Origin of the sequence: Parvularcula sp. LCG005, from assembly GCF_032930845.1 — a bacterium.
Classification (GTDB): domain Bacteria; phylum Pseudomonadota; class Alphaproteobacteria; order Caulobacterales; family Parvularculaceae; genus Parvularcula.
The window spans coordinates 75,933-102,352 of the sequence record NZ_CP136758.1; the positions used below are offsets into that span (position 1 = coordinate 75,933).

At 58.9% G+C, this 26,420-nt stretch carries 21 protein-coding genes; 10 read left to right on the top strand and 11 right to left on the bottom strand.

What is annotated here, in order from left to right; translation table 11 throughout:
• Window positions 1-11: 11 nt before the first annotated feature.
• From RUI03_RS00350 to RUI03_RS00365, 4 genes are all read right to left on the bottom strand, one after another.
• Complete coding sequence (locus RUI03_RS00350; RefSeq protein ID WP_410795969.1) at window positions 12-1,217, bottom strand: glycoside hydrolase family 27 protein; 1,206 nt, start codon at window positions 1,215-1,217, stop codon at window positions 12-14.
• Between the two features lie 76 nt (window positions 1,218-1,293).
• Window positions 1,294-2,511, bottom strand: a complete 1,218-nt coding sequence (locus RUI03_RS00355; protein ID WP_317288289.1) for an AGE family epimerase/isomerase — start codon at window positions 2,509-2,511, stop codon at window positions 1,294-1,296.
• A 4-nt stretch (window positions 2,512-2,515) separates the two neighbouring features.
• Window positions 2,516-3,721 carry a glycosidase gene (locus RUI03_RS00360; RefSeq protein ID WP_317288290.1) on the bottom strand — a complete coding sequence of 402 codons (1,206 nt, stop codon included), beginning with the start codon at window positions 3,719-3,721 and terminating at the stop codon, window positions 2,516-2,518.
• A complete protein-coding gene (locus RUI03_RS00365) occupies window positions 3,721-4,878 on the bottom strand; it encodes a glycosyl hydrolase (protein WP_317288291.1) in 1,158 nt (385 codons plus the stop codon). The genes RUI03_RS00360 and RUI03_RS00365 overlap by 1 nt, the downstream gene beginning before the upstream one ends.
• A 212-nt stretch (window positions 4,879-5,090) precedes the next feature.
• Between RUI03_RS00365 and RUI03_RS00370 the strand changes: the two genes are divergently transcribed.
• Window positions 5,091-6,497, top strand: a complete 1,407-nt coding sequence (locus tag RUI03_RS00370) for a glycoside hydrolase 5 family protein (protein WP_317288292.1) — start codon at window positions 5,091-5,093, stop codon at window positions 6,495-6,497.
• 21 nt (window positions 6,498-6,518) lie between these two features.
• Here RUI03_RS00370 and RUI03_RS00375 read toward each other — a convergent pair whose 3' ends face one another.
• Both RUI03_RS00375 and RUI03_RS00380 read right to left on the bottom strand, forming a co-directional pair.
• Window positions 6,519-7,235 carry a GDSL-type esterase/lipase family protein gene (locus RUI03_RS00375; RefSeq protein ID WP_317288293.1) on the bottom strand — a complete coding sequence of 239 codons (717 nt, stop codon included), beginning with the start codon at window positions 7,233-7,235 and terminating at the stop codon, window positions 6,519-6,521.
• 61 nt (window positions 7,236-7,296) lie between these two features.
• On the bottom strand, window positions 7,297-8,292 hold the full coding sequence (locus RUI03_RS00380; RefSeq protein WP_317288294.1) for a LacI family DNA-binding transcriptional regulator: 996 nt from the start codon (window positions 8,290-8,292) through the stop codon (window positions 7,297-7,299).
• A gap of 499 nt (window positions 8,293-8,791) precedes the next feature.
• Between RUI03_RS00380 and RUI03_RS00385 the strand changes: the two genes are divergently transcribed.
• A complete protein-coding gene (locus RUI03_RS00385; protein ID WP_317288295.1) occupies window positions 8,792-10,750 on the top strand; it encodes a sodium:solute symporter family protein in 1,959 nt (652 codons plus the stop codon).
• A 70-nt stretch (window positions 10,751-10,820) separates the two neighbouring features.
• Window positions 10,821-13,469 (top strand): glycoside hydrolase family 3 protein, encoded by a 2,649-nt coding sequence (locus RUI03_RS00390; RefSeq protein ID WP_317288296.1) that lies wholly within the window; start codon window positions 10,821-10,823, stop codon window positions 13,467-13,469.
• A gap of 59 nt (window positions 13,470-13,528) precedes the next feature.
• Here the strand turns inward: RUI03_RS00390 and RUI03_RS00395 are convergent, their stop codons facing one another.
• The 4 genes from RUI03_RS00395 to manD form a co-directional block, all read right to left on the bottom strand.
• Complete coding sequence (locus tag RUI03_RS00395; protein WP_317288297.1) at window positions 13,529-14,125, bottom strand: YdeI/OmpD-associated family protein; 597 nt, start codon at window positions 14,123-14,125, stop codon at window positions 13,529-13,531.
• A 106-nt stretch (window positions 14,126-14,231) separates the two neighbouring features.
• The gene (locus RUI03_RS00400; protein WP_317288298.1) at window positions 14,232-15,641 is read right to left on the bottom strand and encodes a sugar porter family MFS transporter; all 1,410 of its coding nucleotides are present in this window, start codon (window positions 15,639-15,641) and stop codon (window positions 14,232-14,234) included.
• Window positions 15,642-15,795: 154 nt separating this feature from the next.
• Window positions 15,796-16,764: a sugar kinase gene (locus RUI03_RS00405; RefSeq protein WP_317288299.1), complete on the bottom strand. Its 969-nt coding sequence runs from the start codon at window positions 16,762-16,764 to the stop codon at window positions 15,796-15,798.
• Window positions 16,764-17,972, bottom strand: a complete 1,209-nt coding sequence (gene manD / locus RUI03_RS00410) for a D-mannonate dehydratase ManD (protein ID WP_317288300.1) — start codon at window positions 17,970-17,972, stop codon at window positions 16,764-16,766. The genes RUI03_RS00405 and manD overlap by 1 nt, the downstream gene beginning before the upstream one ends.
• Before the next feature lie 139 nt (window positions 17,973-18,111).
• On the opposite strand from manD, the gene RUI03_RS00415 reads away from it, so the two are divergent.
• The 7 genes from RUI03_RS00415 (at window position 18,112) to RUI03_RS00445 (ending at window position 25,248) form a co-directional block, all read left to right on the top strand.
• On the top strand, window positions 18,112-18,858 hold the full coding sequence (locus tag RUI03_RS00415; protein ID WP_317288301.1) for a FadR/GntR family transcriptional regulator: 747 nt from the start codon (window positions 18,112-18,114) through the stop codon (window positions 18,856-18,858).
• A gap of 3 nt (window positions 18,859-18,861) precedes the next feature.
• Window positions 18,862-20,280 carry a glucuronate isomerase gene (gene uxaC / locus RUI03_RS00420; protein ID WP_317288302.1) on the top strand — a complete coding sequence of 473 codons (1,419 nt, stop codon included), beginning with the start codon at window positions 18,862-18,864 and terminating at the stop codon, window positions 20,278-20,280.
• A 2-nt stretch (window positions 20,281-20,282) separates the two neighbouring features.
• Window positions 20,283-21,287 carry a TRAP transporter substrate-binding protein gene (locus RUI03_RS00425; RefSeq protein ID WP_317288303.1) on the top strand — a complete coding sequence of 335 codons (1,005 nt, stop codon included), beginning with the start codon at window positions 20,283-20,285 and terminating at the stop codon, window positions 21,285-21,287.
• Complete coding sequence (locus tag RUI03_RS00430; protein ID WP_317288304.1) at window positions 21,280-21,777, top strand: TRAP transporter small permease; 498 nt, start codon at window positions 21,280-21,282, stop codon at window positions 21,775-21,777. Before RUI03_RS00425 ends, RUI03_RS00430 begins: the two co-directional genes overlap by 8 nt.
• A complete protein-coding gene (locus RUI03_RS00435) occupies window positions 21,768-23,048 on the top strand; it encodes a TRAP transporter large permease (protein ID WP_317288305.1) in 1,281 nt (426 codons plus the stop codon). The genes RUI03_RS00430 and RUI03_RS00435 overlap by 10 nt, the downstream gene beginning before the upstream one ends.
• Window positions 23,048-24,520, top strand: a complete 1,473-nt coding sequence (locus RUI03_RS00440) for a mannitol dehydrogenase family protein (protein WP_317288306.1) — start codon at window positions 23,048-23,050, stop codon at window positions 24,518-24,520. The genes RUI03_RS00435 and RUI03_RS00440 overlap by 1 nt, the downstream gene beginning before the upstream one ends.
• A 107-nt stretch (window positions 24,521-24,627) precedes the next feature.
• Entirely contained in the window at window positions 24,628-25,248 is a 621-nt protein-coding gene (locus tag RUI03_RS00445; protein WP_317288307.1) for a carbohydrate binding domain-containing protein, read from the top strand.
• 47 nt (window positions 25,249-25,295) lie between these two features.
• Here the strand turns inward: RUI03_RS00445 and RUI03_RS00450 are convergent, their stop codons facing one another.
• The gene (locus RUI03_RS00450) at window positions 25,296-26,339 is read right to left on the bottom strand and encodes a LacI family DNA-binding transcriptional regulator (protein WP_317288308.1); all 1,044 of its coding nucleotides are present in this window, start codon (window positions 26,337-26,339) and stop codon (window positions 25,296-25,298) included.
• Window positions 26,340-26,420: the final 81 nt, after the last annotated feature.

A 26,420-nucleotide genomic window follows, 5' to 3' on the forward strand; every position in this document is an offset into this window, starting at 1 on the left:
CTGGGACTTTGTTATTTTGAGAGTCGGACCATCACGACATCATGCGGTGGAACCTTGCGCCTGAACGGCTTGGCTGTGGTGCCGACGTCCTGATGCTTCCACAAATCCCGCAACGTATAAGTCGCTTCGCTGAATTTGGCCGTGTGCTGGGTTTGCGCATCGGTCCAGTCTTCGGCAAAATCCATTGTAATGGTTTGTGCACTGTCTGACCGGTTCAGGAACGTCATGGCCCATTCACCGTCAGCGAGCGGCTTGATCCAGATCTCATAATTGCCCGTCTTTTTGTAGGCATAGCCCTGAACCCCTAGCGCATCCTGATCGACGGCAATGACCTCCTTATTGGTCAGCGTTTCCTGCAGCGCCGCTGGCATGTCACGGATGTCGGTTCCAACAATCAACGGTGCCGCGAGCATCGCCCACATTGTAAAATGTGCGCGGTCTTCGGCTGGCGTGGCCAGGTTGCCGACTTCCATCATGTCCGGATCGTTCCAGTGGCCGGGGCCTGCGTGAACGCGCAAGCCGTCCTGCTGGTCGAGAATGTTCATGACGCCCCAGGAACTCCAGTTCCCATGACCGACTTCGCAATCCCAGCAATTGATGATGTCACCGGTGGTGCGCCACAGATGGCCGATATCCGCACCCCATTCCCAAGGCTTGTTGTCGCCCCACTCACAAATGGAGAACACGATCGGGCGCCCCGCCGCATACAGCGCATCACGCATGGTCGTGTAGGCTTCGATCGGGTTGCGCTGGGCGTCGCCCGTCCCCGTCGCACACCAGTCATATTTCAGGTAGTCGATGCCCCAGCGCGCATATTGCAACGCGTCCTGATATTCATGACCCTGGCTGCCGGGCTTGCCGCCGCATGTGGTTTTCCCCGCGTCGGAGTAAATGCCGATCTTGAGACCTTTTTCATGAACGTAGTCAGCAAGGGCTTTCATACCAGAAGGAAAACGCTCCGGGTGAGGCTGAATGAAGCCGTCCTCGTCGCGCTCGCCGTGCCAGCAATCATCAATGTTGACGTAAACATAGCCGGCATCTTTCATCCCGCTTTCAACCATGGCATCGGCCGTCTGCTTGATCAGATCCTCGTCGATATTGCAGGCAAAGTGGTTCCAGCTGTTCCAGCCCATGGGCGGTGTGTCGGCAATGCCTTCGAATTTCTGCGCCGATGCGGGTACAACGAGGCTGGCCGTCATCATGAGGCCCGCGGCCATGGATGCGAGCGTCTGGATTTTGCAAGTCGCCATTGTGAAACGTTCCTCCGGTAGGACAGGGACTGGCCCCGAATAATTACAGCGCGCGCAAGCGCGAGGCCGCTTCAATCAGTGCACGGCTGTTATGATAAAAGGACTTCCAGGGACCTGCCCAGTACGGGTTTTCATCCGCATCAATCTTTGAATGCCAGCGCCACTCGCCTTGCGGATCGATGACGTGACGCTCGATAAACGACCACAGTTCTTGAACGCGCGTCAGGTACCGCCCGTCGCCCGTCATCTGATATGCGTTGAGGAAGCCGACCATGGCTTCCGCCTGCACCCACCAGATGCGCGTGGCATCGACATGACCGCTCGCGATGTCCTTCTCATTCAGGAGTTCGCCATTTGGCCCTGTGGCCTCGTGCAGACAGGCTTCTGCAAGGCCGAGTACAGCAGGGCGGCAGCGTGACAGTATGTCTTCATCACCGACCACTTCGGCGGCTTCCCAGATCAGCCAGCTCGCCTCTATATCATGGCCATAGGAAATGGCTTCAGACGTATCCGTCCAGTCATTGTCCCAGAACAGACGTAGGTGGCGGCTGTCGGCGTCATAGATCCGGTCGATATGCAGTTCGATCAGGTTCAGAATCGCGTCTTTCAGCGCTGGGTCCGGCCATGAGCGGTACAGCTCCGTGTACGCCTCCAGAATATGAAGATGCGTGTTCATGCTCTTGGGCGCATTGGCATCTTTCTCGCTCAGTCGCACATCCTCGAGCGGCGACCAGTCCTGCGCGAACGCTTCCCAATAACCATTGAGCTCAGGGTCCCGAAAATGCTGCTCCAGGCACTCGAAAAGGGATCGGGCCATTTCAAGGCAATCCGCGTCACCGAAAGCGCGGTGATATGCGGCAAGACCATAGAGGGCAAAGGCCTGCGCATAGCCCTGCTTGCGCGTGTTGATAGCGTCCCCTTGGGCATTCAGATCCCAGACCACACCACCATTCTCTTGATCGACGAAATGCTGGAGCACGTAATCACGCGCCCGCTTGGCCGCGCTGTTTACATGGGGATCATCCGTGTGCATGGCGACCGTGCTGAACGACCAGAGTATGCGGGTATTGAGGATGACACGCTTTGGGGTTTTCGGTTCCGGCTGTCCATCCATGCCAATTTCGGCCAGGAAGCCGCCATGCGCTTCATCGATAGAATGGTTGAGCCACCACGCTGTCACACGGCGCAACTCTGCGTCCAGCTGAAAGGGCATGGCCGCAACGGCGTCGGAAACAGCAGGGTTCGCGGCCGTGCTCGTCATTATCTCAGCGTCCTGACAGTTTAAGGTTGTGCCGGATCAGCTCGCTGCGCTGCTTGACGCATTCTGCGCTATAGAGCGGATCTTCCGGTGTATTGAGGCAATAGTCGACAAGGCGCTCCACCGTTGAGGTCGCCACATGCATACGAGTGTCGGACGATGCGTAGTAGATGAAGACGTTGTCGTTCTCATCAACGGTCCAGCCATTGGCAAAGGTGACGTTCGAAACGTCGCCCACACGCTCTTCGCCTTGCGGGCTGATGAAATGCCCGGCCGGGCGATGGGTCACGTGCCACGGCTCATCCCGCGCTGTCATGAACATGTACAGCACATAGCGCAAGCCGGCGGCCGTGTTCCTCACACCATGGGCCATGTGCAGCCAGCCGGCCTCGGTCTTGATCGGAACCGGCCCCTGACCGTTCTTGACCTCTTTGATGGTGTGATAGGCTTTGGGATCGACAATGATCTCACCGGACACATGGGGATTGGTCATGTCTTCGCACAGGCCCCAGCCAATACCGCCACCGCCGCCGACGGAAATGAACCCGTCCTGTGGCCGGGTATACAGACCATATTTTCCATCAATGAATTCTGGATGCAGTACGACGTTGCGCTGCTGGCTACCGGAAGTTTTCAGGTCAGGAAGGCGTTCCCATTTCACAAGATCGCGCGTGCGAGCGATACCGCACTGGGCATCGGCCGCGGATGTATCTTCCGGCTTTGAACGATCTTTCCGTTCTGTGCAGAAGAGGCCGTATGTCCACCCGTCTTCATGGGCGGTGAGCCGCATGTCATAGACATTGGTGTCCGGATCATCGGTCTGCGGTAATGCGATCGGATAGTCCCAGAACTTGAAATTGTCGACGCCGCTTTCGCTTTCGGCGATGGCGAAGAACGATTTCCGGTCATTCCCCTCGACCCGCACCACAATGTGGTGCTTGTCGTCGCGATAGATGGCGCCCGCATTGAAGGCCGCATTCACACCGATCCGTTCCAGAAGGAGCGGGTTGGTTTTTGGGTCAAGATCATAGCGCCAGAAGAGCGGCGTGTGGTCCGCCGTGACAATCGGATTTTCCCAACGCTGATAGATACCATTGAACATGCCCGCATGCGCATTGGGCTTGCTGATCAGGCTGTCGTGAGCCTCCTGCAGTGCCGCCAGGCGCTCATCAAACGACCGCGGATCTGTCAGGGGGGGGCGGGAAGCGGACATCAATTGGACTCCAGAAGTGTCGCGGGACAATAGGGCCGCTCGGCGGGCGCTTCGGGCTCTTCGCCAGCGAGGGCCTTGCGGACGGATTTTGGCATTTCGGTGAGATCGACAATGCGTTCATTGGCAAAGAACGCCATCGTCTCTTCCATCGTATTGCAGCCGTCGCAGCCTTTGGCGGAATCGCTGCCGTCGGTCCAGTCGGCGTTCAGATAGTTCCCGCCCCAGATCAGGACCCACGCAGGCTGGGTTTCCGCCAAAACCTTATCGGATGGAGCCTTGCCAACTTCAGTCAGGGCAAAGAGCGTATCAGGGGCCAGCGCCTTGATGTTCGTCGCGCCGTCATAGAATGACGCGCTGTCACTATCGGTCTCGTATACATCGGTCGCGATAATGTCGGGCTTGTGCTTCTCAGGCCAATAGCGCGGCGCGTCCTCGGTGGCGCGGTTGCCGCTCCAGACCCAGACGAGGTTGGTCAGGCCATGTTCCTCGACCAGCACTTCGTAAAGAGCATCCCAAAGTTGCGGGTACGCATCTTTCTGGCCCCACCAGAACCAGCCGCCATTCATTTCGTGATAGGGGCGGAAGAAGACGAGAACCCCCTCATCTTCGAGGCGCTTCAGCGTGCGGGCCGCCACATCGACATCGGCCTTCCACAGATCATGTTCGGGCGTGCCCGGCGTCAGCATCCGGTCCAGCTCTTCAGCCGTCATCGCGGTTTGAGAGCATGTATAGAACTCGCCGCGCATGCAGACTTTCAGCGGATTGCGCTGGTGCCAGGCGACGGTGACCAGACCACCCTGGCGGGAATGGGTCACAGCGTGATCGACAAAGTAATCTTCAAACGGAGGGTATTCATTGGCGAACATCAATTCGAGGCCCAGCACCGCTGGTTCAGCGCCGGTCATCTGAACCAGTCGGTCCATCGAGTCGCATTTGAGAAAGACCTCATACTCGTTGACCTGTGTCCCTGCGAGTGTCTTGCCGTCTTCTGTCAGGCCAGAAAGATAGTCCATGACCGTCGAGGCGCGCTTGTCGAAATCAGGCGACGTCTTGTGGTGGTCCACTGCGCTGGCGGATGCCGGGCCCGTCGTGAAACACGTTGCAAGTGCGACCGCAGCAAGAGCGGTTCTGGGCTGCCTGAAAAGATGGTTGCTCATAATATTCTCCCGATGGCCGTTCTGCCTGTCGACCGGCGCGGCTTTGTGAGGAGAATGTAAACGTTCCCATTCAATTGGCAAGCCAACAACGACTGTGCGGTGCAGCATTTCCAATCTGCGAGGCAGGCAACTATGTAAACGGTTCCACCTTGACGTTTCAGTGCGGCTCTGGCCAATTTGCGGCCAGATAAAAACAGGTCGGGAGGATCGACATGATCAGACTGAAAGTACTCTTGCTCGCCGGTGGATCGCTTCTCGCGGCTTGTACCGGTGAGAAAACGACAACCTCCACGTCGGCAGCGCCTGCGGCCGTGCCCGCCACGTCCAGCGAAGCCAATAGTGCGCCCGCCGCGGCGATGCCCACGGGTTTTGTCACGGTCGACGGGCAGGATTTCGAAATCGATGGCGAAGAGTACCAATATGTCGGGGTCAATTTTTGGTACGGCGCCTATCTGGGCGCGGGCGGCGACATCGGCAATGTCGAGCGGCTGCGCAAGGAACTTGATGACCTCAAGGCGCTAGGCGTGACCAATCTGCGCGTTCTTGGATCGTCTGAAGACGGACCGATGAAGGCATCGATCAAACCGGCGTTCCGAAACGAGACTGATGTTTACAATGAAGAGCTGCTGAAAGGCCTCGACGTTCTTCTCGCAGAGATGGCCAAGCGAGACATGAAGGCTGTCATCTATCTGAACAATTTTTGGGAATGGTCCGGCGGCATGGGGACCTATCTCTCATGGGTCAATGACGGGGAATATGTGGATCTGGGTGATCCAGACAAACCATGGCCGGCCTATGTTCTTCACACGATGAAGTTCTACTCGAACGAAGAAGCCAATCGGATGTTCAAGGATTACATCGAGGCGGTCGTGACGCGGACCAATAGTGTTACCGGCGTCCGTTACGTCGATGATCCGACCATCATGTCATGGCAGCTCGCCAACGAGCCGCGTGCTGGCTACAATGCCGAAAAGCCTGAAAATCACGCCATGCCAGCTTTCTACGCGTGGATTGAGGATATTGCCGGCTATATCCAGTCTCTCGATCCCAATCACCTCGTCTCCACGGGGAATGAAGGGTTCATGGGGTGTGCAGACAATGATGCCTGCTTCCTCGAGGCGCACGATACGAGCGCGATCGACTATCTGACCTTCCACATGTGGCCTTACAACTGGGGCTGGCTGGACGATCAGGACATGGAAGGCACATTTGATCGTGTCCTGGCCAATTCGGGCGCCTATATCGACAAGCACATCGGCTTTGCGAATGAGTTAGGCAAGCCGATCGTGATCGAGGAATTTGGTCTGCCACGCGACGGCGGCGCTCTGTCGGTGGAGTCGACAACCGATTTTCGTGACCGCTTCTATAGCTATGTCTATGACCGGATCGAACAGAGCGCATCCACTGATGGTCCGCTGGTCGGCTCCAACATCTGGACATGGGGCGGTGCTGGTCGCGCCGAACACCCCGACGGCAATTGGCAGGATGGTGATCGCAGCTATACGGGTGATCCGCCCCAGGAACCACAGGGCCTTAATTCAGTGTTCGACACCGATGAATCGACCATGGCGCTCATGAAAGATCATGCCATTGAACTCGGCGTTCAGTCTGCGGACTGACAGGTAACTGGCGAAGGGTGCTTACAGTCCTTCGCATCCTTCTTCGACGCAGGGGCGCAGCAATTCGCTGAAAACCGTATAGCCTTCATCATTCAGGTGAAGGCCGTCACCGGTCAGCTCTGGCAGCATCGTGCCGTCCTCTGCCGCAAATGCCGGCGCAATATTCAGGAAAGTGAACCCTTCCTTCTGCGCCGCCTCCGCCACCAGCCGGTTGGCGGGCAGAATGGTCATGTTGCCTGCTGTTTCACGTGGCAGGATCGACAGGACGTAGATGTCGGTTTCAGGCAGGCTGCGTTGCAGGCGATGCACGATCTCAATGATGTTGAGGGCGATATGATCCGGACCATGATCATACCCCGTATCATTCGTGCCGATCAGCAGGAACAGTCGATCAGGGTGATGCCTTGCGAGCTGTGACAGTCGGGTCAGGACGCCATCCGTTGTGTCCCAGCCGATGCCGAAATTCCGCGTCTCTACCCTTGGAAAAAGTGTCGGCAGATCCGCGCCCTCTGTAATGCTGTCGCCCAGAAAGATGACGCCGCCATCAAGTGTGTCATAGGCTTCAAGCACCGGCAGCCGCCCTGCCACATGGGCCCGCCCATCGGGGACAAAGCCGGGCCAGATCGAGATACCTTCAACGACGGGGCCGGTGTCATCCATCAGCTTACCCTCGTTCTGGCCGCCGCATCCGGCCAGGGCAGACAGGCCGAACACCCCCAACCATTTCGATACATTCATGCGCACTGTCTCCCTCGACCCGCCTGGACGGCTCGGGTCCCTGATCGTCGCTTAGGATGCGTCAGATGCGTCGGCAACTGCCGCGGATGACGAGTTCGGTGGGGAGGATTTGCCGCTCCTGTCCGGGGCGACCTTTCAGGCGGTTGACCATCAGTGTCATGGCAATTTCGCCCATGCGCTCCGCCGGCTGCATGACCGTTGTCAGTGGTGGTGCGCTGAACCGGCTGAAGGCAATGTTGTCGAAGCCTGTGATGGAGATGTCGTCCGGGACGCGCATCCCCCGATCAAGGCAGGTGCGCATTGCACCGATCGCAATCTCATCACTCATGCAGAACAGGGCGGTCAGGTCCGGCGTGCGGGTCAACAGGCGCAGGGCTGCTTCGGCCCCGCCGCTCAGCGAGAACGCGTTGAATTCGGCATCGTTCGGACTGTACTCCAGATCATAGGCGGCGAGCGCTCGGCGAAACCCGTTCAGGCGCGTGCGCGTGACATCGCGGTCCGGAATGCCGGCGAGCACCCCGATGCGCCGATGACCAAGGGCGAGCAGATAGCTGGCCATGGACTCCGCGGCCGCTTCATTGTCGACGCTGACCGTGGGGTAGGGGCGGTGCCCCACCGGCTCAATCGCGTGAACAAATGGAATGCCGCAATCATCGCCGCGCTTATGAAGGACTTCCAGGGGGCGGCCGCCCAGCTGGATCACCCCATCCGCCCGGTTGGTTTCGACCAGTTCGACCCCGGATCGTTCGATCTCCACGTCGTCATGGGTGTCTGAGACCAGGAGGTAATAATTGTTTTCCGTCGCCACCCGCTCAATGCCTGATAGGACACGGGTGAAAAGCACGTTCGACAGTTCCGGTACCAAAATGAGCACACTGTCGGTGCTCTTGCCGCGAAACGCCTTGGCCATGGAGTTCGGCTTGTAATTGAGATTTTCGGCGGCTTCGCGAACCCGCGCGAGCGTGTCAGGCGAGACCTTGTCCGGCTGCGTATAGGCCCGTGAAACGGTTGCGGGCGATACGCCTGCCATGCGCGCGACGTCTCTGATCTGTGCCAAGGTGCGGACCTTCTTATGAAATTGATGAAACAGACCTGCGACAAAATTGTAGCGCCCCTCTGTTGCATGAAACAAGTCGCATTCTTGTCCTGAAAATGGAAGGGAATGCTGAAAAGCGCGGAAATTCGATGAAAATGGCGATGAAACGTTTTCAATCCTCGCGAGTGTGATTTCATCCGCGTTTTTGTGTCTCAAATATTGCAATGTAATCGTTTGTAGAGCAGGTTCTGGCTCAGCCAGCCGGGGCCTATTCGCCGAAGATGCGAAAGGCTGCAGAAGTGTTGGCAGTCCTGTTGCTCCTGGCAGCCTGGACCAGCGATAACGAGCATAAACACGGCGCTCATGCGCGCCGCCTTGGGAGGAAATTGAGGGTGCTCACCAACCAGATCAGGCAGCAGATACGCTGCAGCACACGTCCTGCGTCCGCGTCCCAGCGGATGGGGTTGGCCTATCCATCATCCAATCTTCCCCTCACGACCCACCAACGGCGAGGCTGACCATGCAGCTCCATGCAATCGATATCGCTATCATTCTCGTCTATATTGGCGCGACCCTCTTTATCGGCTTCTGGATTTCCAGCCGCGCGTCGAAGAACATGAAAAGCTACTTCCTCGGCGGCAACAAGCTGCCTTGGTATGCGCTGGGGCTGTCGAATGCCTCGGGCATGTTTGACGTCGCGGGCACCATGTGGCTCGTCAGCCTGCTGTTCGTTTACGGTCTGAAATCTGTCTTCATTCCGTGGCTTTGGCCGGTCTTCAACCAGATTTTCCTGATGGTCTTCCTGTCGATCTGGATGCGCCGTTCCGGCGCCATGACCGGCGCGGAATGGATCACCTTGCGGTTCGGCGATGGTCCATCAGCCCGTCTTAGCCACCTGATCGTTGTGCTGTTCGCGCTCATGTTGGTGCTCGCCTACATGGCCTATGGGTTCTTGGGCATTGGTAAGCTGTCCGCACAGTTCATGCCGCTGGATCTTGCGGACATTCTGAACCTCCACCTCTTCCTGCCCGACGCGCTTCAGGGGGCTGGCCTGACCAGTGATCTGGCATTGGAGCGCGACGCGCTGATGACGCGCTATAATGAACAGGCCTGGGGTGTCGTGGTGGTGGTTCTGACCACATTGTACGTGATCAAAGGCGGCATGTATTCGGTGGTCTTCACCGAGGTGATGCAGTTCTGTGTGATGACGGTCGCCAGCCTTGGCATTGCGTGGATCGCATTCTCGCACACCTCGCCGGAAATGATCGAAGCGGCCATTCCCGAGGGTTGGGCCAACCCGTTCTTTGGCTGGGAGCTTGGCCTCGACTGGTCCAATCTCATTCCCTCCGCCAACGACAAGATCGCCAATGAGGGCTATTCGCTCTTCGGCATCTTCTTCGCCCTGGTTCTGCTGAAGGGCGTCTTCATCTCCATGGCGGGCCCTGCGCCGAACTATGACATGCAGCGCATCCTGTCGGCCCGCACGCCGGTCGAGGCCGCCAAGATGAGCTGGTTCGTGAACTGCGTGCTGATCGTGCCGCGCTACTTCCTCATTGCCGGCCTTGTTGTGCTGGCCCTCGTCTATTTCTCGGACGAGCTACGGGCGCAGGGCAGTGCCGCTGATTTCGAAGCGATCCTGCCCTTCGCGTTGAGCGAGTTCATCCCGGCCGGCCTTCTCGGTCTGGCGCTGGCAGGTCTGTTGGCAGCGTTCATGTCGAGCTTCGCGGCCCCGCTGAACGCGGCGCCTGCCTATGTCGTGAACGACATCTACAAGAAGTACATCAACCCCAATGCCTCCGACCGCACCTATATGCGGCTGAGCTATCTGGTCTCGGCGCTGTTCGTGATCATCGGGACCTTTGCGGGGCTGTTCCTGACGTCGATCGACGGCGTAGTGAATATCGTCATTGCCGGTCTTTACGGCGGTTACACCGCGGCGAACGTCGTCAAATGGTACTGGTGGCGGATGAATGGCTACGGCTATTTCTGGGGCATGCTGGTGGGGATCGCCCTGTCGCTGCTGCTCGGCTTTCCGGAGACAGAGATACTTGCCGAACTGTTTGGCCTCAGCCCGGCGCTGACGCCGCTGGTGGCCTTCCCGTTCTTCTTCATCGCGTCGATGGCAGCCATTGTGATCGCCTCTAAGATGACGCCAGCAACGGACATAGCCGTCCTGCAGGAGTTTTATCTGCGCACGCGGCCCTGGGGGTTCTGGGGACCGGTGCAGAAATCACTGGAAGACGCCGGCCGTGCCGTTGCGCCGAACCGCGATTTCAAGCGCGACATGATCAATGTGGCGGTGGGTATCGTGTGGCAGACCAGCCTCGTTGCGTTCCCGATTTTCATTGTCATTCGTCACTGGGAGAAGGCGGGCATCGCCGCCGGCCTCATTGTGGTGACATCGATCTTCCTGAAAATATTCTGGTATGATCGCCTCCAGGACTACGCCCCTGACTATACACCCCCAGCGAGCGCCTGATGGCGTACTTGACGGGATAAACTGATCCGCGTCGGCAACGCGCCGACTTAAAGCCAAACGGAAATGGACCATGTTGAACAGACACACTGCATCCGCCGCCCACCAACTTCGCAACGGCCATCGGCTCGGCATTTCGGCCGTCCTGGCGCTCGCGATGGTCGCGGGGTGCAGCGCCGATGAGGAGAAAACATCAATGCCTGAAACGTCTGCCCAAACCCAGGGTAAACCGGAAATGACGGCGGATGCCGAATCCACCGCGACTGCCGCCGTGAATAATGGAGAGAAGGCGGTTGATCCGGCCATCTGGGGCACCATCAAAATGCCGGTGGCCAAGGATCCGGCCATGGAGCAGCGAATCGACGAGATCATCGCCGCCATGACGCTGGAGCAGAAAGTCGGCCAGGTGATCCAGGCGGACATCAGCGCCGTCACACCCGAAGACGTCAAGAAATACTATCTCGGGTCGGTCCTGAATGGCGGCAACTCCGCCCCCAATGGTGACCTGCATGGTCCCGCGCAGGACTGGATCGATCTCGCCGATGCCTTCTGGGAAGCGTCCATGGCTGAGGACGGACCACAGATACCGATCATCTGGGGCACGGACGCCGTTCATGGTCACACCAATATTCCCGGCGCGACGGTCTTCCCGCACAATATCGGTCTGGGTGCCACGGGCGACGCCGACTTGCTGGAGCGCATTGGCGCGGCCACGGCGATGGAAATCCGCGTCACGGGTCTCGACTGGACATTCGCACCCACGCTGGCCGCTGCACGGGATGACCGTTGGGGCCGCGCCTATGAGAGCTATTCCGAAGAGCCTGAGCTGATCGCCAAACTGGGCGCGGCGCTTGTCCACGGGATCCAGGGCGTGCCGGGAACGGACAATTTCCTCGATTCCAGCAAGGTCGTTGCCACATCCAAGCACTTCCTTGGCGATGGCGGTACTGATGGCGGCAAGGACCAGGGCGAGACGATCTCCACTGAAGAAGAGCTGCGCGACATTCACGGTGCGGGGTATTATTCGACCCTGAACGCCGGGGTGCAGTCGGTGATGGCGTCGTTCTCCAGCTGGGGCGATCAGAAGATGCATGGCCGCAAGGATCTGCTGACGGATGTTCTGAAAGAGCAGTGGGATTTTGACGGTCTTGTCGTCGGTGACTGGAACGGCCACGGCCAGATCAAGGGCTGTACGGCTACGGACTGTCCGGACTCGATCAATGCTGGCCTCGACATGTACATGGCACCGGACAGCTGGAAAGGTCTTTACGAGACAACGCTGGCCCACGCTCAGTCTGGCGAAATTCCGATGGCGCGTCTGGACGATGCTGTCCGCCGTATCCTGCGCGTAAAAATGCGTGCCAACCTGTTTGAACAGCCAAAGCCAAGTGAGCGCGAGTACACCGGCAAGTTCGAATATCTCGGCGGTGACGAGCATACAGAAATCGCACGTGAAGCTGTCCGTAAATCTGCTGTGCTGATCAAGAACAACGGCAACGTCCTGCCGCTCAGCCCGGGCGCCAATGTGCTGGTCGCCGGTGACGGCGCTGACAATCTCAGCAAGCTGTCGGGCGGCTGGACGATTTCCTGGCAGGGTGAAGGCATCAGCAAGAAGGACTTCCCGCAGGCGGAAACACTGCTCGATGGTATTCGGCGGAATGTTGAGAATGCCGGCGGCACACTGATGGTCGATCGCAATGGCGAGACTTCATCAACTCCTGATGTGGCTGTCGTGGTGTTCGGTGAAGATCCCTATGCGGAGTTCCGTGGTGACATCGGTACGCTCGATTACAAGCCGGGTGATGATCGCGACGTGGAGCTTCTGCGCAAGCTGAAAGCCGACGGCGTTCCTGTCGTGGCTGTGTTCCTGTCCGGGCGTCCATTGTGGATGAACCCCGAGCTGAACGCGTCTGATGCCTTCGTCGCAGCGTGGCTGCCAGGCACGCAGGCGGGTGCCTTGGCCGACGTTCTGTTCACGGACGCTGCGGGTGAGGTCCAGCACGACTTTACCGGTCGCCTCTCATTCTCGTGGCCAAAGCGGGCAGACCAGTATCGCCTGAACAAGGGCGATGAGAATTACGACCCGCTGTTCCCGCTGGGCTATGGCCTCACCTATGGTGACGAAAGCACGCTTGATGAGCTGCACGAGGATGCCGTCGCGACTGAGGCGAACACGCTGACCCTGTTCGACAATGGCGCCGTTATCGGTGGCTGGACCCTGAAGGTCATGGATGATCAGGGCGCTGAAGAATGGTCGTTGGGTGCTGTCAGCTCACCGAGCAAGGCGCTGACCGTCAAGCCCGCCGACCTCGGGCAGCAGGAAAACGCCCTGCGCGCCACCTGGGATGGTTCGGCGCCGGCTGAACTGATCATGACGCGCACGCCGACAGATTTCAGTCGTGAGACCAACGCGCAGTTCGCCCTGGCGATCGATTACCTGGTTGAGACGCCGGCCAGCGGTGATGTCCATCTGACCTTTGCCTGCGGCGAGGACTGTGGTGCGCCGTTCAATGTCAGCAGCATGTTCAGCCAGAGCAATTATGGCGGCGTGCAGTCTGTCATGCTGCCGCTGAAATGCGTTGCGGATGCCGGCGTTGATATGACGAAGATCGACACCTTCGCTCTCAAAACGACGGGCGAGCTGGAAATCGTCCTGGCCAAAATCGCCGTGGTGCCTGCTGTGGGCGGCGCGACGTGCACGAACTTCCCGCTGGTCAAATAATCACTGGCGGCACACGAATGACAAGGGCGGCTCTCAGGGCCGCCCTTTTTTGTGCGCTTTCACCGGTCGAGCAGTCCCTTTCCCGAAAGGATGGCGGATCGATATCGCGCAATCCGCGAATGACGGGTCTTGGACTGCTTGGCGCCTTCAAAATACAGGCAGTAGCCGCGCTGACGTCCGGGCGTGAGTGCCCGAAAGGCTTTGTCAAAGACAGCATCCACGGCCAGCGCCTCTGACAGTTCTGCTGGCCATGCCGGGGGCGAGGCGGCTTGAACGCGAGCGCCGGCGTCATTGAGGGCAATGGCCTGCTTGATGAAGTCACGGATGGCCTGTTCGGACTGGCGAATGTCATTCACCGACATGAACATCATTCTGTGGCCAGATCGGGACTGCGGGCCCTGGACCTCCAGCAACCCCTTCGGATCATCAAGAAGGGCGCCTTTGAAGAAAAGAAGCGCTAGGCCTGAGTTGAAGCGCTGGATGATGGCGACGTTCTGGCCGTCGCGCCCGTAGCAGGGCTTTGACCATTTCAGTGCTTCGTCGAGATCACAGGATTGCAGGATGGCCCGCAGCTGCAGAGCTTCTTCGCGCCATAGGGCGGCATTCTCAAATTCGCCGTCCAATGCGGCGGCGTCTGCGTGGCTGTTCCGGCTCATGATGCATTTTATGCCGCGACAAGTCCGCTGCCCAGCGATGAGCGCACAAAAAAAGCGGGAGGGCGAATGCCGCTCCCGCTTTCTTGGATTTTAGTCGCAAGACCGATCAGTGATCGGTCATCGCTTCGAGTTCCTTGCCCTTGGTTTCCTTGACGGCCCAGAGGACGAAGACGACCGAAACCGCGGCCATGACGGCGTAGAAGCCATAGGCACCCACAAGGCCGATATTCTTGGCGGCCAGCATGATCGGGAAGGTCATGGTGATCGCGAAATTGGCGACCCACTGGAAGAAGCCGGCCACAGCCAGACCGGAGCCACGCATCTGGTTCGGGAACATCTCGCCGAGCATGACCCACATCACGGGGCCCCATGAGAAGTTGAAGAACATCACATAGGCAAGAGCCGCGTAGAGTGCGAGCTGGCCGTTTTCAGCGGACAGATCGAGGCTGCCATCGACCAGCAGTTCACCGGTCGAGAAGGCGTAGCAGACGATGCCAAGCGTGACGGCCATGCCAAGGGAGCCAATCCACAGGAGCGGCTTGCGGCCGACTTTGTCGACGATCAGCAAGCTGAGGATCACTGCAGCAATCGACAGACCACCGGAGAGAACGTTGGTGAACAGGGCCTGCTCTTCGGTGAAGCCAGCGGCCTGCCACAGCACAGCGCCGTAATAGAACACGACGTTGATGCCGACGAGCTGCTGGAACACGGCAAGACCAATACCCACCCAGACAATCGGCTTGAACACCACGCCGCCAAAGGCGTCCGCAATGCTTGGCTTGTGGTCATTCGCGAGCGACGTTTCAATTTCCGCGACCTTGGCTTTACCAGCGACTGTGCCGGAAACGCGCTCCAACACCTTGGACGCCTGAGCCAACTTGTCGCGGGCGACGAGGAAGCGCGGGCTTTCGGGGATGAAGAAGAGGGCCACGAGGAAGATCGCAGCCGGCAGCAGCTCGACCCAGAACATCCAGCGCCAGGCGTCAAAGCCCAGCAGGAATTCGCTAGTCGACGAACCAGCAGCGCCAGCGATCAGATAGTTGGACAGAAACGCCACGAAGAGACCGAAGATGATCGCGACCTGCTGGATCGACGACAGGCGGCCGCGCAGATGCGCTGGCGCGATTTCGGAAATATAGGCTGGCGCCATGACGGACGCAGCACCCACGGCGAGGCCGCCGATGATCCGGTAGATGATGAACTCACCGGAAGAGCCTGCAATGCCCGAGCCCCAGGCCGAAACGATGAAGAACACTGCCGCGACGATCAGCATGGTACGGCGACCAAACATGTCGGACAGGGAGCCAGCGAGGGCCGCACCGGCGGCACAGCCGAGCAGCATCGAGGCAACGTTGAAGCCTGTCGCGACGCTGTCAGAATTAAAGGCGGACGTCAGACCATCGACGGTCCCGTTGATGACGCCGCTATCGAAACCGAACAGGAAGCCGCCAATAGTGGCCACGATACTGATGAGCAGGACGAAGCCGAAATCGCCTTTTTCCTGCACTTGATTCATTTGTGTCTCTGACACCTGGATTCCTCCCATGGAATTATTGTCGACCAATGTAGCCGCCTATGCTCTCCACATGAAAGCAAATAACGCGCCTTTCGATCAGGTTGTTAGGGCTAACATTCAATCTCTGCGCCTGACAAGCAATTCTCTTGCTGTTTCAGGTCAGGCTGAGTGATTTGTGCACTGCATATAACGCCTCTGCCGAGAGGTCAGGCATGGCGGCACGCGGAATAATTGCGCCAGGATGCTGAATGACCGTTGCGGCCGTGCGATTGCCAGCAATGGCTGCGATCTCAAGCGGCGCGCCGGAGATAAGCTGTCCCAGAAAACTGCCGTTGAAGCTGTCGCCTGCGCCAGTCGTGTCTTTCGGTCGAATGATCTGTTCCACCGGGATCATTGTTGTATTTGCTTGCTCGACGATGGTGCAGCCGCGGGGGCCGTCTTTGACCAGCACGCGGGCAGCCCCCCATTTCTGCCAGCGGTGCGCACAGTCGAGCACGCTTGCGTCACCAAACAGCGCAGCGTCATCGTCAAATGTCGGCAGGACGAGAGTGAAGGTGTCCGCGATCTGACGAATGGCCTCGCGCGCCTCACCGGCAGAGGACCAGCCGCGGGCGCGATAGTTGGGATCAAACACAACCTGTCCGCCACGGGATTTTACGCTCGCGGCGATATCCTTCAGGCGCTGACGACCCGCGGCGTCGAAAATCGATAGGGTGATCCCGGAAAAATAGAGCCAGTCCGCTTTGGCTGCATGGTCCACGGCGGCCACCTGCCCCTCAATCTGGAAGAAGGCCCGGGCCGCTGAATTCTCCCGCCAGTAGTAGAAGTGTCGCTCCCCTTCATCATCGGTCCGGATGGCATAAAGCCCCGGCACGCGCGTAGGGTGCCGCAGCACATGATCGGCGCCGATGCCTTCGGCGCGCCAGCCCTCGATGATCTCGGCGGAATAGGGGTCCTCGCCCAGCGCCGTGACATAATCGGGTGTCAGACCGGCTCGCGCCAGATAGAGCGCTGTGTTCAGCGTGTCGCCGGCATAGGCAAGGCGGGTGTCACCGCCCAAGCCACCGGACAGCTCAAGCATGCATTCGCCCATGACGACGATGCGGGATGATTGGCCTGACATCACCAGTTCCACATGGCGCCGTCGGTCAGGCGCGCCACTGGCAGTTGTTTGGGATCGTAGGGATATTTGGCGGCCAAGGCCTCGTCGATGTCGACGCCAATGCCCGGCTCATTACCGGGATGCAGGTAGCCGTCGTCAAACGTATAGGCGTGGGGGAAGACCGCGTCGGTCTCTTCGGTATGACGCATATATTCCTGAATCCCGAAATTCGGCACCCAGAGGTCAAAATTGAGGGCCGCGCCCATGCAGGCCGGCGACAGGTCCGTGGCACCGTGGGAGCCGGTCCGCACCTGATACAGGGCAGCCAGAGCCGCGATCTGCTTGAGGTGGGTAATACCGCCCGCGTGGACCACGGTCGTGCGGATATAGTCGATCAACTGCTCCTGGATCAGCGTCCGGCAGTCATGGATCGAGTTGAAGATCTCACCCACGGCGAGCGGTGTTGTTGTATGCTGCCGCACCAGGCGGAATGCCTCCTGGTTTTCCGCCGGGGTGCAGTCCTCCATCCAGAACAGCCGGTATGGCTCAAGATCCCGACCCAGACGGCCGGCTTCGATGGGCGTCAGGCGGTGGTGGACATCGTGCAGCAGCTCGACATCATAGCCATGCACCTCCCGCAACTTATCGAAGAGTTTCGGCGCGAAATTCAGATAAGACGAGGTGTTCCACACGGTTTCGCTGGGGAGGGCCGAATCTGCAGGCTCATAGTACATTGTGCCCTTGGCCACACCGTAGGCGCCTTTGACACCGGGAATGCCGGACTGGGCGCGTATGGCCTTGTAGCCAAGTTCGATATACCGGCCGACCTCATCCACCGTGTGTTCGATATCATTGCCATTGGCATGTCCGTACACCAGCACGCCATCGCGGGACGCGCCGCCAAGAAGCTGGTAGACTGGCATGCCTGCAGCTTTGCCCTTGATATCCCACAGGGCCGTGTCGACTGCCGCAATGGCGGACATGGTGACGGGGCCACGGCGCCAATAGGCACCGCGATACAGGTATTGCCAGATGTCTTCGATACGGCTCGCGTCACGGCCGATCAGCACGGGGATCACATGGTCAGTCAGGTACGAGGCCACGGACAGTTCACGACCGTTCAGGGTCGCGTCGCCAATCCCGTAGAGACCCTGATCGGTCTCGATTTTCAGGGTGACGAAGTTCCGGCCCGGACACGTCACAATGACTTTGGCACCTGTTATTTTCATCTGACACGTTCCTCCTCGACGTCTTTTGGCCAGTATTGACAGGTCGAAATTGGCCTGTCACCCTGATTGTAAAATGTCTGGCCAATTTCGCAATGCAACAAAAACAGGCCTGACCACTTAGGGAATGCAGAGACCGCCCATGGCGCAACAGCGGCTATATGCCAAAGTCACTGAGGCTTTGGCGGACGAGATCTTGCGACGCGAATATGCGATCGGGGACCGGCTGCCGGCTGAACGAGTTCTGGCCGAGAGTTATGGCGTGAGCCGCCCGACCATCCGCGAGGCGATGATCGCGCTGGAGGTCGATGGCCTTGTCGATATCGTCTCGGGTTCCGGTGTTTATGTGCGCGCCCATGAACGCCGCGGCGCCCCGGCGCCGATGGATGTGGGTCCTTATGAGCTTCTCGAAGCCAGATCGCTGATCGAGGCCGAGGCCGCAGCTCTCGCCGCCACCCAGGCCTCGCCCGAAATCATTGCGACGCTCGAGCGGCTTCTTGAGAAGATGGAAGCCGAGAATGCGCGCGATCTTGTGATGTCCGAAGAGGTGGATCGTCAGTTTCACCTGACGATTGCCGAGGGCACGAACAATTCCGCTCTCGTTCATGTGATCACGGAGCTGTGGAATGCCCGTGCCAGCTCCCTTCAGTCCATCCAGTTTCATACCAAGATGCGAGCCGAAGGGATCAAGCCGCGGATCGATGAGCATGGCGCTATCGTCGATGCCATCCGCAAGCGTGACCCTGATGCTGCCCGTGCTGCCATGCGCAGCCATCTGAGCGGCGTTGCCGATATGATTTTTTCGGTCAGTGAAGCCGACGCCGTCGCCCGCGCCCGCGCCGAGATCTCTGCTGAACGCCAGAAATACCGTGTAAGGAGCACGCTTTAAATTATGCCTCCGCTGTCACTGAATGAAAATCGTCTCTTCCCCGCCGACGCTGATACACGCGCAGTTGCCCGACGGCTCTACGAAGAGGTCCGGCACCTCCCTATTATCAGCCCTCATGGGCATACTGATCCCAGCTGGTTTGCCGATAACGAGCATTTTCCAAATCCGGCCGAGCTGCTGATCATCCCTGATCATTACGTCTTCCGTATGCTGTACAGTCAGGGCGTGCCGCTGGAAGATCTCGGGGTCCGTCCGCTTGATGGGACGGGCCGCGCGGTCGAAAAGGACCCGCGCAAGATCTGGCACCTATTCGCAGACAACTTCGACCTGTTCCGCGGGACACCATCACGCATGTGGCTCGACTGGGTGTTCTCGGAGGTCTTTGGCCTCCAAGAACGCCTGACCGCCAAGACGGCCGACCATTATTATGATGTGATGGCCGAGAAACTGCAGTCTGATGCTTTCCGCCCACGGGCATTGTTTGACCAGTTTGGCATCGAAGTAATCGCGACCACGGAAGACCCTCTCGATCCGCTCGTGCATCACCAGAAAATTCAGAAGGAAGGCTGGGGCAAGAAAGTCATCACCGCTTTCCGGCCAGATAATGTTCTGGACCCTGACTTCCGTGGTTTCCGGGACAATCTCGTGAAGCTGGGCGACATGACAGGTGAAGATGTCGCGACCTATTCGGGCTATCTGAATGCGCTGCGCAACCGTCGTGCCTATTTCAAGACGATGGGTGCGACCTCAAGTGACCATGGTCACCCCAGCGCCTTCACCGCCGATCTGACTGACGCGGAAGCGTCGGCTCTCTACGACAAGGTCCGGACCGAGGACGTGACCGCAGCTGAGGCCGAGCTGTTCCGGGGGCAGATGCTGACCGAAATGGCAAAAATGAGCCTCGATGATGGTCTGGTCATGCAGATCCACCCTGGCTGCTTCCGCAACCACAATGACTATGTCTACAACCGTTTTGGTCGGGACAAGGGGGCGGATATTCCGATGCGGACGGACTATGTCCGGGCGCTGCAGCCCCTGTTGTCGAAAGTGGGCAGCAATCCGGATCTTACGATCATTCTCTTCACCTTGGACGAGACGACTTACGCGCGTGAGCTCGCACCGTTGGCCGGTCACTATCCGGCGCTGAAGCTTGGCCCGGCCTGGTGGTTCCACGACAGCCCCGAGGGGATGCGCCGGTTCCGCGAGCAGACAACAGAGACGGCGGGCTTCTACAATACCGTCGGCTTCAATGATGATACGCGCGCCTTCCTTTCCATCCCTGCACGGCACGATGTGGCGCGCCGGATGGATTGCGGCTTCCTTGCGAAGCTGGTTGTTGAACACCGGCTTGAAGAGGACGAAGCGCACGAAGTGGCGCACGCCCTCAGCTACAAGCTCGCCAAAGAGGCATACAAACTATAATCATGGAAACGCCCTCACTCACTCGCCGTTCGGCTCTGTTGGCGGGGGCAGCACTGGGTGCCGCCAGCCTGACAGGGTGCGGACAGGATGCCCGCATTCTGCGCTCTGCCGATGCGCATCCCCCGAATTACCCGACCGTTCTGGGGGTGAAGGAATTTGCCCGCCTCCTGAAGGAACGATCGAATGGCGAGCTGCAGTTGAAGGTTTATCCCGGCGCGCAGCTGGGCGGCGAGGAAGACACGCTGGAGATTACGATCTTCGGCGGTCTCGACATGAACCGGGTCAGTATCTCACCGCTGGGTTCCATCGTCCCGGAAACACGTATCCCGACACTTCCCTTTCTGTTCCGCAGCACGGCGCATTTCCGGGCCGCTCTCGACGGGGCACCGGGGCGAGCGATCCTGGATGCGTTTGAACCCCATGGCATGGTCGGGCTCTGCTATTATGACAGTGGCGCCCGGTCGTTTTATACCCGTGACCGGCTGATCAATTCACCCGAAGACCTCAAGGGCCAGAAAATCCGTGTGCAGAATTCGGATCTCTTTGTGTCCATGGTCGAAGCCCTGGGTGGTGATGCAACGCCAATGTCCTATGGCGAGATCTATCAGGCCATCCTTCAGGGCGTGATCGACGGAGCAGAGAACAACTGGCCGTCCTATGAAAGCTCCCGGCATTTTGAAGCCGCACCGTTCTACAGCTTGACCCGTCATGTGATGGCACCGGAAGTGTTCCTGATGTCCAAGAAGCGGTGGGACAAGCTGGACAGGGAAGCGCAGGATCTGATCCGTCTGTGTGCGCGGGACAGTGTCCCCTTCATGCGGCAGAAATGGGATGAACGGTCCGCCATCTCGGAACAGCGCGTATTGGAAGCTGGGGTCGAGGTCATCACCCCTGAACTCGCCCCATTCGTTGAGCGTGTGCAGCCGGTCTGGGAGAAATATCTGACCGAGCCGCATATGCGCAAGCTTGCTGACGACATTCTGGCGGTGGAGGTGCCCGATGCTTGATGGTTTCGCCAAGGTCTCCCGTATCGCCAGTCGTCTCTCGCTGTATCTATCGGCCGCTGGTCTGATCGGTATGACGATCATTATCGGCTGGCAGGTTTTCGCGCGCTATGTGCTCAATGCGGCCCCGGCCTGGACGGAACAGGCGGCCCTGTTCCTTATGCTGTGGTTCATCCTCTTCGCGGCTGCCGTCGGCGTTCGCGAACGGTTCCACATCCGCCTCACGCTGGTGCAGGACATGCTGCCTGCCCGGCAAAGCTATCTGCTCCGAACCTTCTGTCATCTGATCGTTCTGGTGTTCGGTGTTTTCATGGCGTGGAGCGGGTTTCAGCTTATCGCCCTAACGTGGGAGCATGTCATCCCAACCCTCGGCCTGCCTCGCGGCCTGGCCTATGTGCCCATCGCGGGCGCGGGCATTCTGATCGCGTTCTTTTCTCTTGAACATATACTGACCGAAGCGCGCGGGGACGAGGTGAAGCCACTATGGAACTGATCATTCTCCTCGTTCTTTTGGGCGTCTTTCTGCTGATTGGCGTGCCCGTCGCGTTCGCTCTTGGCGCATCGAGCCTCATCACCTTTTTTGCGCTCGATATTCCCGCCGTCGTGGCGTTTCAGCGTATGGCCGCGGGGATGAACGTCTTTGCCCTGATGGCTATTCCGTTCTTCGTGTTTGCAGGCGAGCTGATGGCTCGCACGGGTATCGCCGAAAGGCTGGTCAAAGTTGCAGAAGCCATTTTCGGCCGCTCCCGCGGTGGTCTGGGGCAGGTGGATGTGGGCGCCAGCATGATGTTTGGCGCCATTTCAGGATCATCCGTGGCGTCGGTCTCAGCCATGGGCTCAACCCTCATCCCGTTGATGAAGGAAAAGGGGTATGATGCAGATTACGCCGTGAACGTGACAATCACAGCGGCGATCCTCGGTATTCTCATTCCGCCGTCACACAACATGATCATCTATGCGGCGGCTAGTCCAGTGGGTGTCAGTGTCGCTGATCTCTTCCTCGCCGGTATCGTCCCCGGCGTTCTGGCCGGCCTGGCTCTGATGGTCGTGGCATGGCTCGTCGCGCGGAAACGCAACTATCCCAAGGGGGAATTCCCGGGGTGGTCAAATTTCGTCCGGGCGCTGATTATGTCCATTCCCGGGCTGTTCACGGCCCTGATCATCGTGGTGGGGATCATCAAGGGGATCTTCACCCCGACCGAAAGCTCGGCCATTGCGGTCATTTATACGATCATCATCGGTTTCCTTGTCTATCGGTCCTTGGGGCCAACGCGCTTCCTGCAGGCGGCGGCCGGTGCGGTGAAGACCACGGCAATGGTGATGCTCATCATCGGGGCAGCGGGTATGTTCGGCTGGCTGTTCGCTCTGCTTGAAGGGCCACAGTCCCTGGCCGGTCTTCTGGGGTCCGTGTCGGACAACCCGGCGCTGGTGATGCTGATCATCATGGCCATTCTGCTCGTGCTCGGCGCGTTCATGGATATGGCGCCACTGATCATCATCATGACGCCGATCTTCCTGCCGGTGGCGATGGAGGCGGGGGTCGATCCGGTCCATTTCGGCATCATGATGATGCTTAACCTCGGCATTGGTCTTGTGACACCGCCAGTGGGGTCGGTGCTATTCCTTGGCTGTGCCGTGGGTGGTGCCAAACCCGAGCAGGTCATTCGTACGATCTGGCCCTTCTATCTTGCGCTGATCGCGGTGCTGTTCGCCGTCACGCTGATCCCGCAACTGTCCCTCTGGCTCCCTGGATTGGGTAAGTGATGCAAAGACTATCAACGACGACACTCTCAACGCTGCCCGACAAGGTTGTACGCCCTGCTTTTGATCGTACCCAAGCAATCGGTGTCGTGCATCTGGGGACGGGGGCGTTCCACCGGGCGCATCAGGCCCACTACATGCAGGCATTGATGGAGGCCGGTCATGATGGCTGGATGATCCGTGGATCGTCCCTCCGGTCAGGCCAGGTGGCCGAACAGCTGAACCCGCAGGATGGTCTGTATACCATCCTTGTCCGCGACGGCGATCGCGAGGAGGCGCGGATTTGCGGCGCCATTCACGATGTGCTCGTGGCACCGGACAATCCGGCAGCCCTTGTCGCAGCACTAGCAGAGGAAAACGTCGATCTGGTGACGCTGACCGTGACGGAAAAAGGCTACTGCGTAGATGTGGCCAGTGGTCAGTTGCGCCTGTCTGATCCCGATATCCAGCACGATATTGCAAACATCGCGACGCCGCGTACAGCGCCGGGATTTCTGGTTGCGGGCCTCATGGCGCGGCGGGAGAGGGGACTCGCTCCTTTCACCGTATTGTCTTGCGACAACCTCTCGCACAATGGTGAGCGTGTGCGGACGGCCGTTCTCGATCTTGCGGCAGAGATCGACCCGGCGCTCGCGGACTGGATTTCCGAACACGGCGCATTTCCATCGTCCATGGTCGACCGCATTGTACCGGCAACAACCGAGGCGGACATTGAGGCGCTTGAGACCCATTTCGGTTATCACGATGCCGCCATGGTGAAGGCGGAGCCGTTCACTCAGTGGGTGGTCGAGGACAGCTTTGCCGGGCGCCGTCCCCCGCTTGAGACCGTTGGTGTACAGATGACCAACGATGTGGCTGGATGGGAATCGGTGAAACTTCGGATGCTGAATGCCTCCCACTCCTTGATGTGCTATCTCGGTGCATTGGCAGGCCACGACTATATTCATGAGGTGATGGCGGCCGAGGGGTTCGAGAACGTCGTGGACACCCTCTGGGACGAGGTTGAACCGACCCTGCCGGCGATTGAAGGGTTCGACCCCAAATCCTATCGGCAGGCCCTGAAGGCGCGCTTTTCCAACTCGGCACTTCAACACCGCACGGTACAAATCGCGATGGATGGCAGTCAGAAGATTCCGCAACGCCTTGTCGCTGCGTATCTTGAGCGCCATCGCCGGGGCCTGTCATCACCTGCCCATGCGCTCGCCATTGCGGGTTGGATGCGGTGGCAATACGGAACAGATGAACAGGGGCAGCCATACCGTGTCGATGACCCCCTGGCTGAGAAGACGGCTGCGGCCCTTGAAGGGAACAGGGGTGAGGCAGAGGCCACCGTCCAGGCGCTGACAGCGCTCAGCGCCATCTTTGACCCTATCATGACGCAGGATGCTGCGTTGCAGCAAGAACTCTCATCGGCCTTGAAAGGCTTGCTGGACAATGGCGCTGCCGCAACAGTGGCGCATTTCCAAAGCGCGTGAACTCTCTTTCGCCTTGTGCAGTACTTTTTATCCATGAAACCATGGCGTATGATCGTTGAAATGACAGGCCCTATGCATAATCGGCCGTCACGATAGGGAGGTTTGGAATGAAACGATTGGTACTGTCGGCGCTGGTGTGCCTGATGCCCCTGTCCGCGCATGCGCAGGACAAGGTGAGCGATGACGAGGCACTAGCCATCCTGGAAGAGTCCCTGCCCGGGACATTGATGAACAACCCGCTGACTTCCGCGTGGAACAGCTGGGGTGACGACATCAAAGCGAAAATCGTTCGTGCACCGAATGCACCGGGCGAGTCGGCCTATCAGGTACGCGTTAAGAAGGCCAAAGATCAGGCTTGGAAAATCTCGGCCGTCGCCACGGTTGAGAAGGGGGTCGCCGAAGGCGAGACCGTTCTGATTGCTTTCTGGGGCCGTGCGGAAAAGATGGACCCGGACAATGGTCAGGCCCGCGTCTATGCGCGTCTGCAGCAGGCGGCTGAACCCTATACCGGTGTGGCTGAGCGCGCGGTCAATCTGACGTCCGACTGGCAGATCCATTATCTGTCAGGTGTGGCCGATCAGAATTACAAAGATGGTTCACTCAACATGACCTTCCAGATTGGCGACCTTCAGCAGACCGTCGAATTTGGCCAGTTCTATGTCATGAACCTTGGGCAGGGGGTGGATCCGTCCAGCCTGCCAAGCGGCAGTGTGACCCCGGGCCAATAATGGTTCGTGTTGACCGGGCCTGTCCATGCGTCAGGCCCGGCAAAAGGTCAGGAAACAGATTCCCGCTCAACGATCGATACCGGCAGGACCATTTCGTCGGGCATGGAAGACTGCTCGCCCAATATTCTTTCACTCAGCATACTGACAGCACGATGGGCCATATCGGCAATCGGCTGACGAACGGTGGTAAGCTGGGGCCAGATGGCGTTGGCAATGGGTGTATCATCAAAGCCGACAATGGCCAGATCACCCGGCACTTTCAGACCCATTGAATGGGCGGCAGCGATGGCCCCGGCCGCCATGTCATCATTGCTGGCAAATATGGCCGCAGGCCGCTTTGGCAGGCTGAGAAGCCGCTGGGCGGCGACCATGCCGGAACGATAGGTAAAGGCACCCTTGGCAATCAGGTTGTCGTCGATCGCAATGTCATTTTCCAACATCGCCTTGCGGAACCCGTCATAGCGATCGCCACTGGCGGTCTGGTTGGTTGGTCCAATGATGAAACCGATATCCCGATAGCCGCGATCAATCAGATATTGTGTCATGGACTGGGCTGCGGCCGCATCATCGATCGTCACGGTCGGATCATTGCCGGCAATATCACCGGGGGCGATCAGGACAAACGATACGTCCCAGTCGCGCAGTGCCTTGATCACATCATGATTGTGGGACAGGGGCGGCGCGATAATGACGCCGTCGAGACCCATATCGAACAGGCGTTCGGCCAGCTCGGTCGGTTCCAGTGCTTCGTGTTCTGAATAAAGGTCTTCGACCATCAGATGGTGCCCGGCTTCACGGCAGCTTTTCATGGCGCCGATCAGCAGCTCGCCCAGATAGCCGTGGCTGGGGTTGTTATAGATCAGTCCAATTGAAAGGGCCTTACCGGCGGCAAGCCCGCGTGCCATCAGATTAGGGCGATAGTTGAGGGCCTTGATCGCCGCCTCAACTTTTTCGCGGGTTTCCTCGCGCACCATCGACGCCCTGTTCAGAACACGAGACACGGTCATCTGCGACACCCCTGCATGGGCGGCGACTTCCTTGATCGTGATCTGCTGGCGTCGTGACATGGAACAGGCCTGAATTTCGTTCAAGGATGCGACGCCCTGTTGGCGCCTCTTCCCCTGACAGATTGATAGGTGGAATTGGTTTTTCTTTCGTAGCTTCGCATTCGC

What these genes read in the sequence shown, in the direction of transcription:
- RUI03_RS00375 (WP_317288293.1), bottom strand. Translation starts at nt 7,235, where the DNA reads ATGAATGTATCGAAATGGTTGGGGGTGTTCGGCCTGTCTGCCCTGGCC.
- RUI03_RS00355 (WP_317288289.1), bottom strand. Translation starts at nt 2,511, where the DNA reads ATGACGAGCACGGCCGCGAACCCTGCTGTTTCCGACGCCGTTGCGGCC.
- RUI03_RS00390 (WP_317288296.1), top strand. Translation starts at nt 10,821, where the DNA reads ATGTTGAACAGACACACTGCATCCGCCGCCCACCAACTTCGCAACGGC.
- RUI03_RS00385 (WP_317288295.1), top strand. Translation starts at nt 8,792, where the DNA reads ATGCAGCTCCATGCAATCGATATCGCTATCATTCTCGTCTATATTGGC.
- RUI03_RS00400 (WP_317288298.1), bottom strand. Translation starts at nt 15,641, where the DNA reads ATGAATCAAGTGCAGGAAAAAGGCGATTTCGGCTTCGTCCTGCTCATC.
- RUI03_RS00430 (WP_317288304.1), top strand. Translation starts at nt 21,280, where the DNA reads ATGCTTGATGGTTTCGCCAAGGTCTCCCGTATCGCCAGTCGTCTCTCG.
- manD (WP_317288300.1), bottom strand. Translation starts at nt 17,972, where the DNA reads ATGAAAATAACAGGTGCCAAAGTCATTGTGACGTGTCCGGGCCGGAAC.
- RUI03_RS00425 (WP_317288303.1), top strand. Translation starts at nt 20,283, where the DNA reads ATGGAAACGCCCTCACTCACTCGCCGTTCGGCTCTGTTGGCGGGGGCA.
- RUI03_RS00365 (WP_317288291.1), bottom strand. Translation starts at nt 4,878, where the DNA reads ATGAGCAACCATCTTTTCAGGCAGCCCAGAACCGCTCTTGCTGCGGTC.
- uxaC (WP_317288302.1), top strand. Translation starts at nt 18,862, where the DNA reads ATGCCTCCGCTGTCACTGAATGAAAATCGTCTCTTCCCCGCCGACGCT.
- RUI03_RS00415 (WP_317288301.1), top strand. Translation starts at nt 18,112, where the DNA reads ATGGCGCAACAGCGGCTATATGCCAAAGTCACTGAGGCTTTGGCGGAC.
- RUI03_RS00440 (WP_317288306.1), top strand. Translation starts at nt 23,048, where the DNA reads ATGCAAAGACTATCAACGACGACACTCTCAACGCTGCCCGACAAGGTT.
- RUI03_RS00445 (WP_317288307.1), top strand. Translation starts at nt 24,628, where the DNA reads ATGAAACGATTGGTACTGTCGGCGCTGGTGTGCCTGATGCCCCTGTCC.
- RUI03_RS00350 (WP_410795969.1), bottom strand. Translation starts at nt 1,217, where the DNA reads ATGGCCGCGGGCCTCATGATGACGGCCAGCCTCGTTGTACCCGCATCG.
- RUI03_RS00405 (WP_317288299.1), bottom strand. Translation starts at nt 16,764, where the DNA reads ATGTCAGGCCAATCATCCCGCATCGTCGTCATGGGCGAATGCATGCTT.
- RUI03_RS00370 (WP_317288292.1), top strand. Translation starts at nt 5,091, where the DNA reads ATGATCAGACTGAAAGTACTCTTGCTCGCCGGTGGATCGCTTCTCGCG.
- RUI03_RS00395 (WP_317288297.1), bottom strand. Translation starts at nt 14,125, where the DNA reads ATGAGCCGGAACAGCCACGCAGACGCCGCCGCATTGGACGGCGAATTT.
- RUI03_RS00435 (WP_317288305.1), top strand. Translation starts at nt 21,768, where the DNA reads ATGGAACTGATCATTCTCCTCGTTCTTTTGGGCGTCTTTCTGCTGATT.
- RUI03_RS00360 (WP_317288290.1), bottom strand. Translation starts at nt 3,721, where the DNA reads ATGTCCGCTTCCCGCCCCCCCCTGACAGATCCGCGGTCGTTTGATGAG.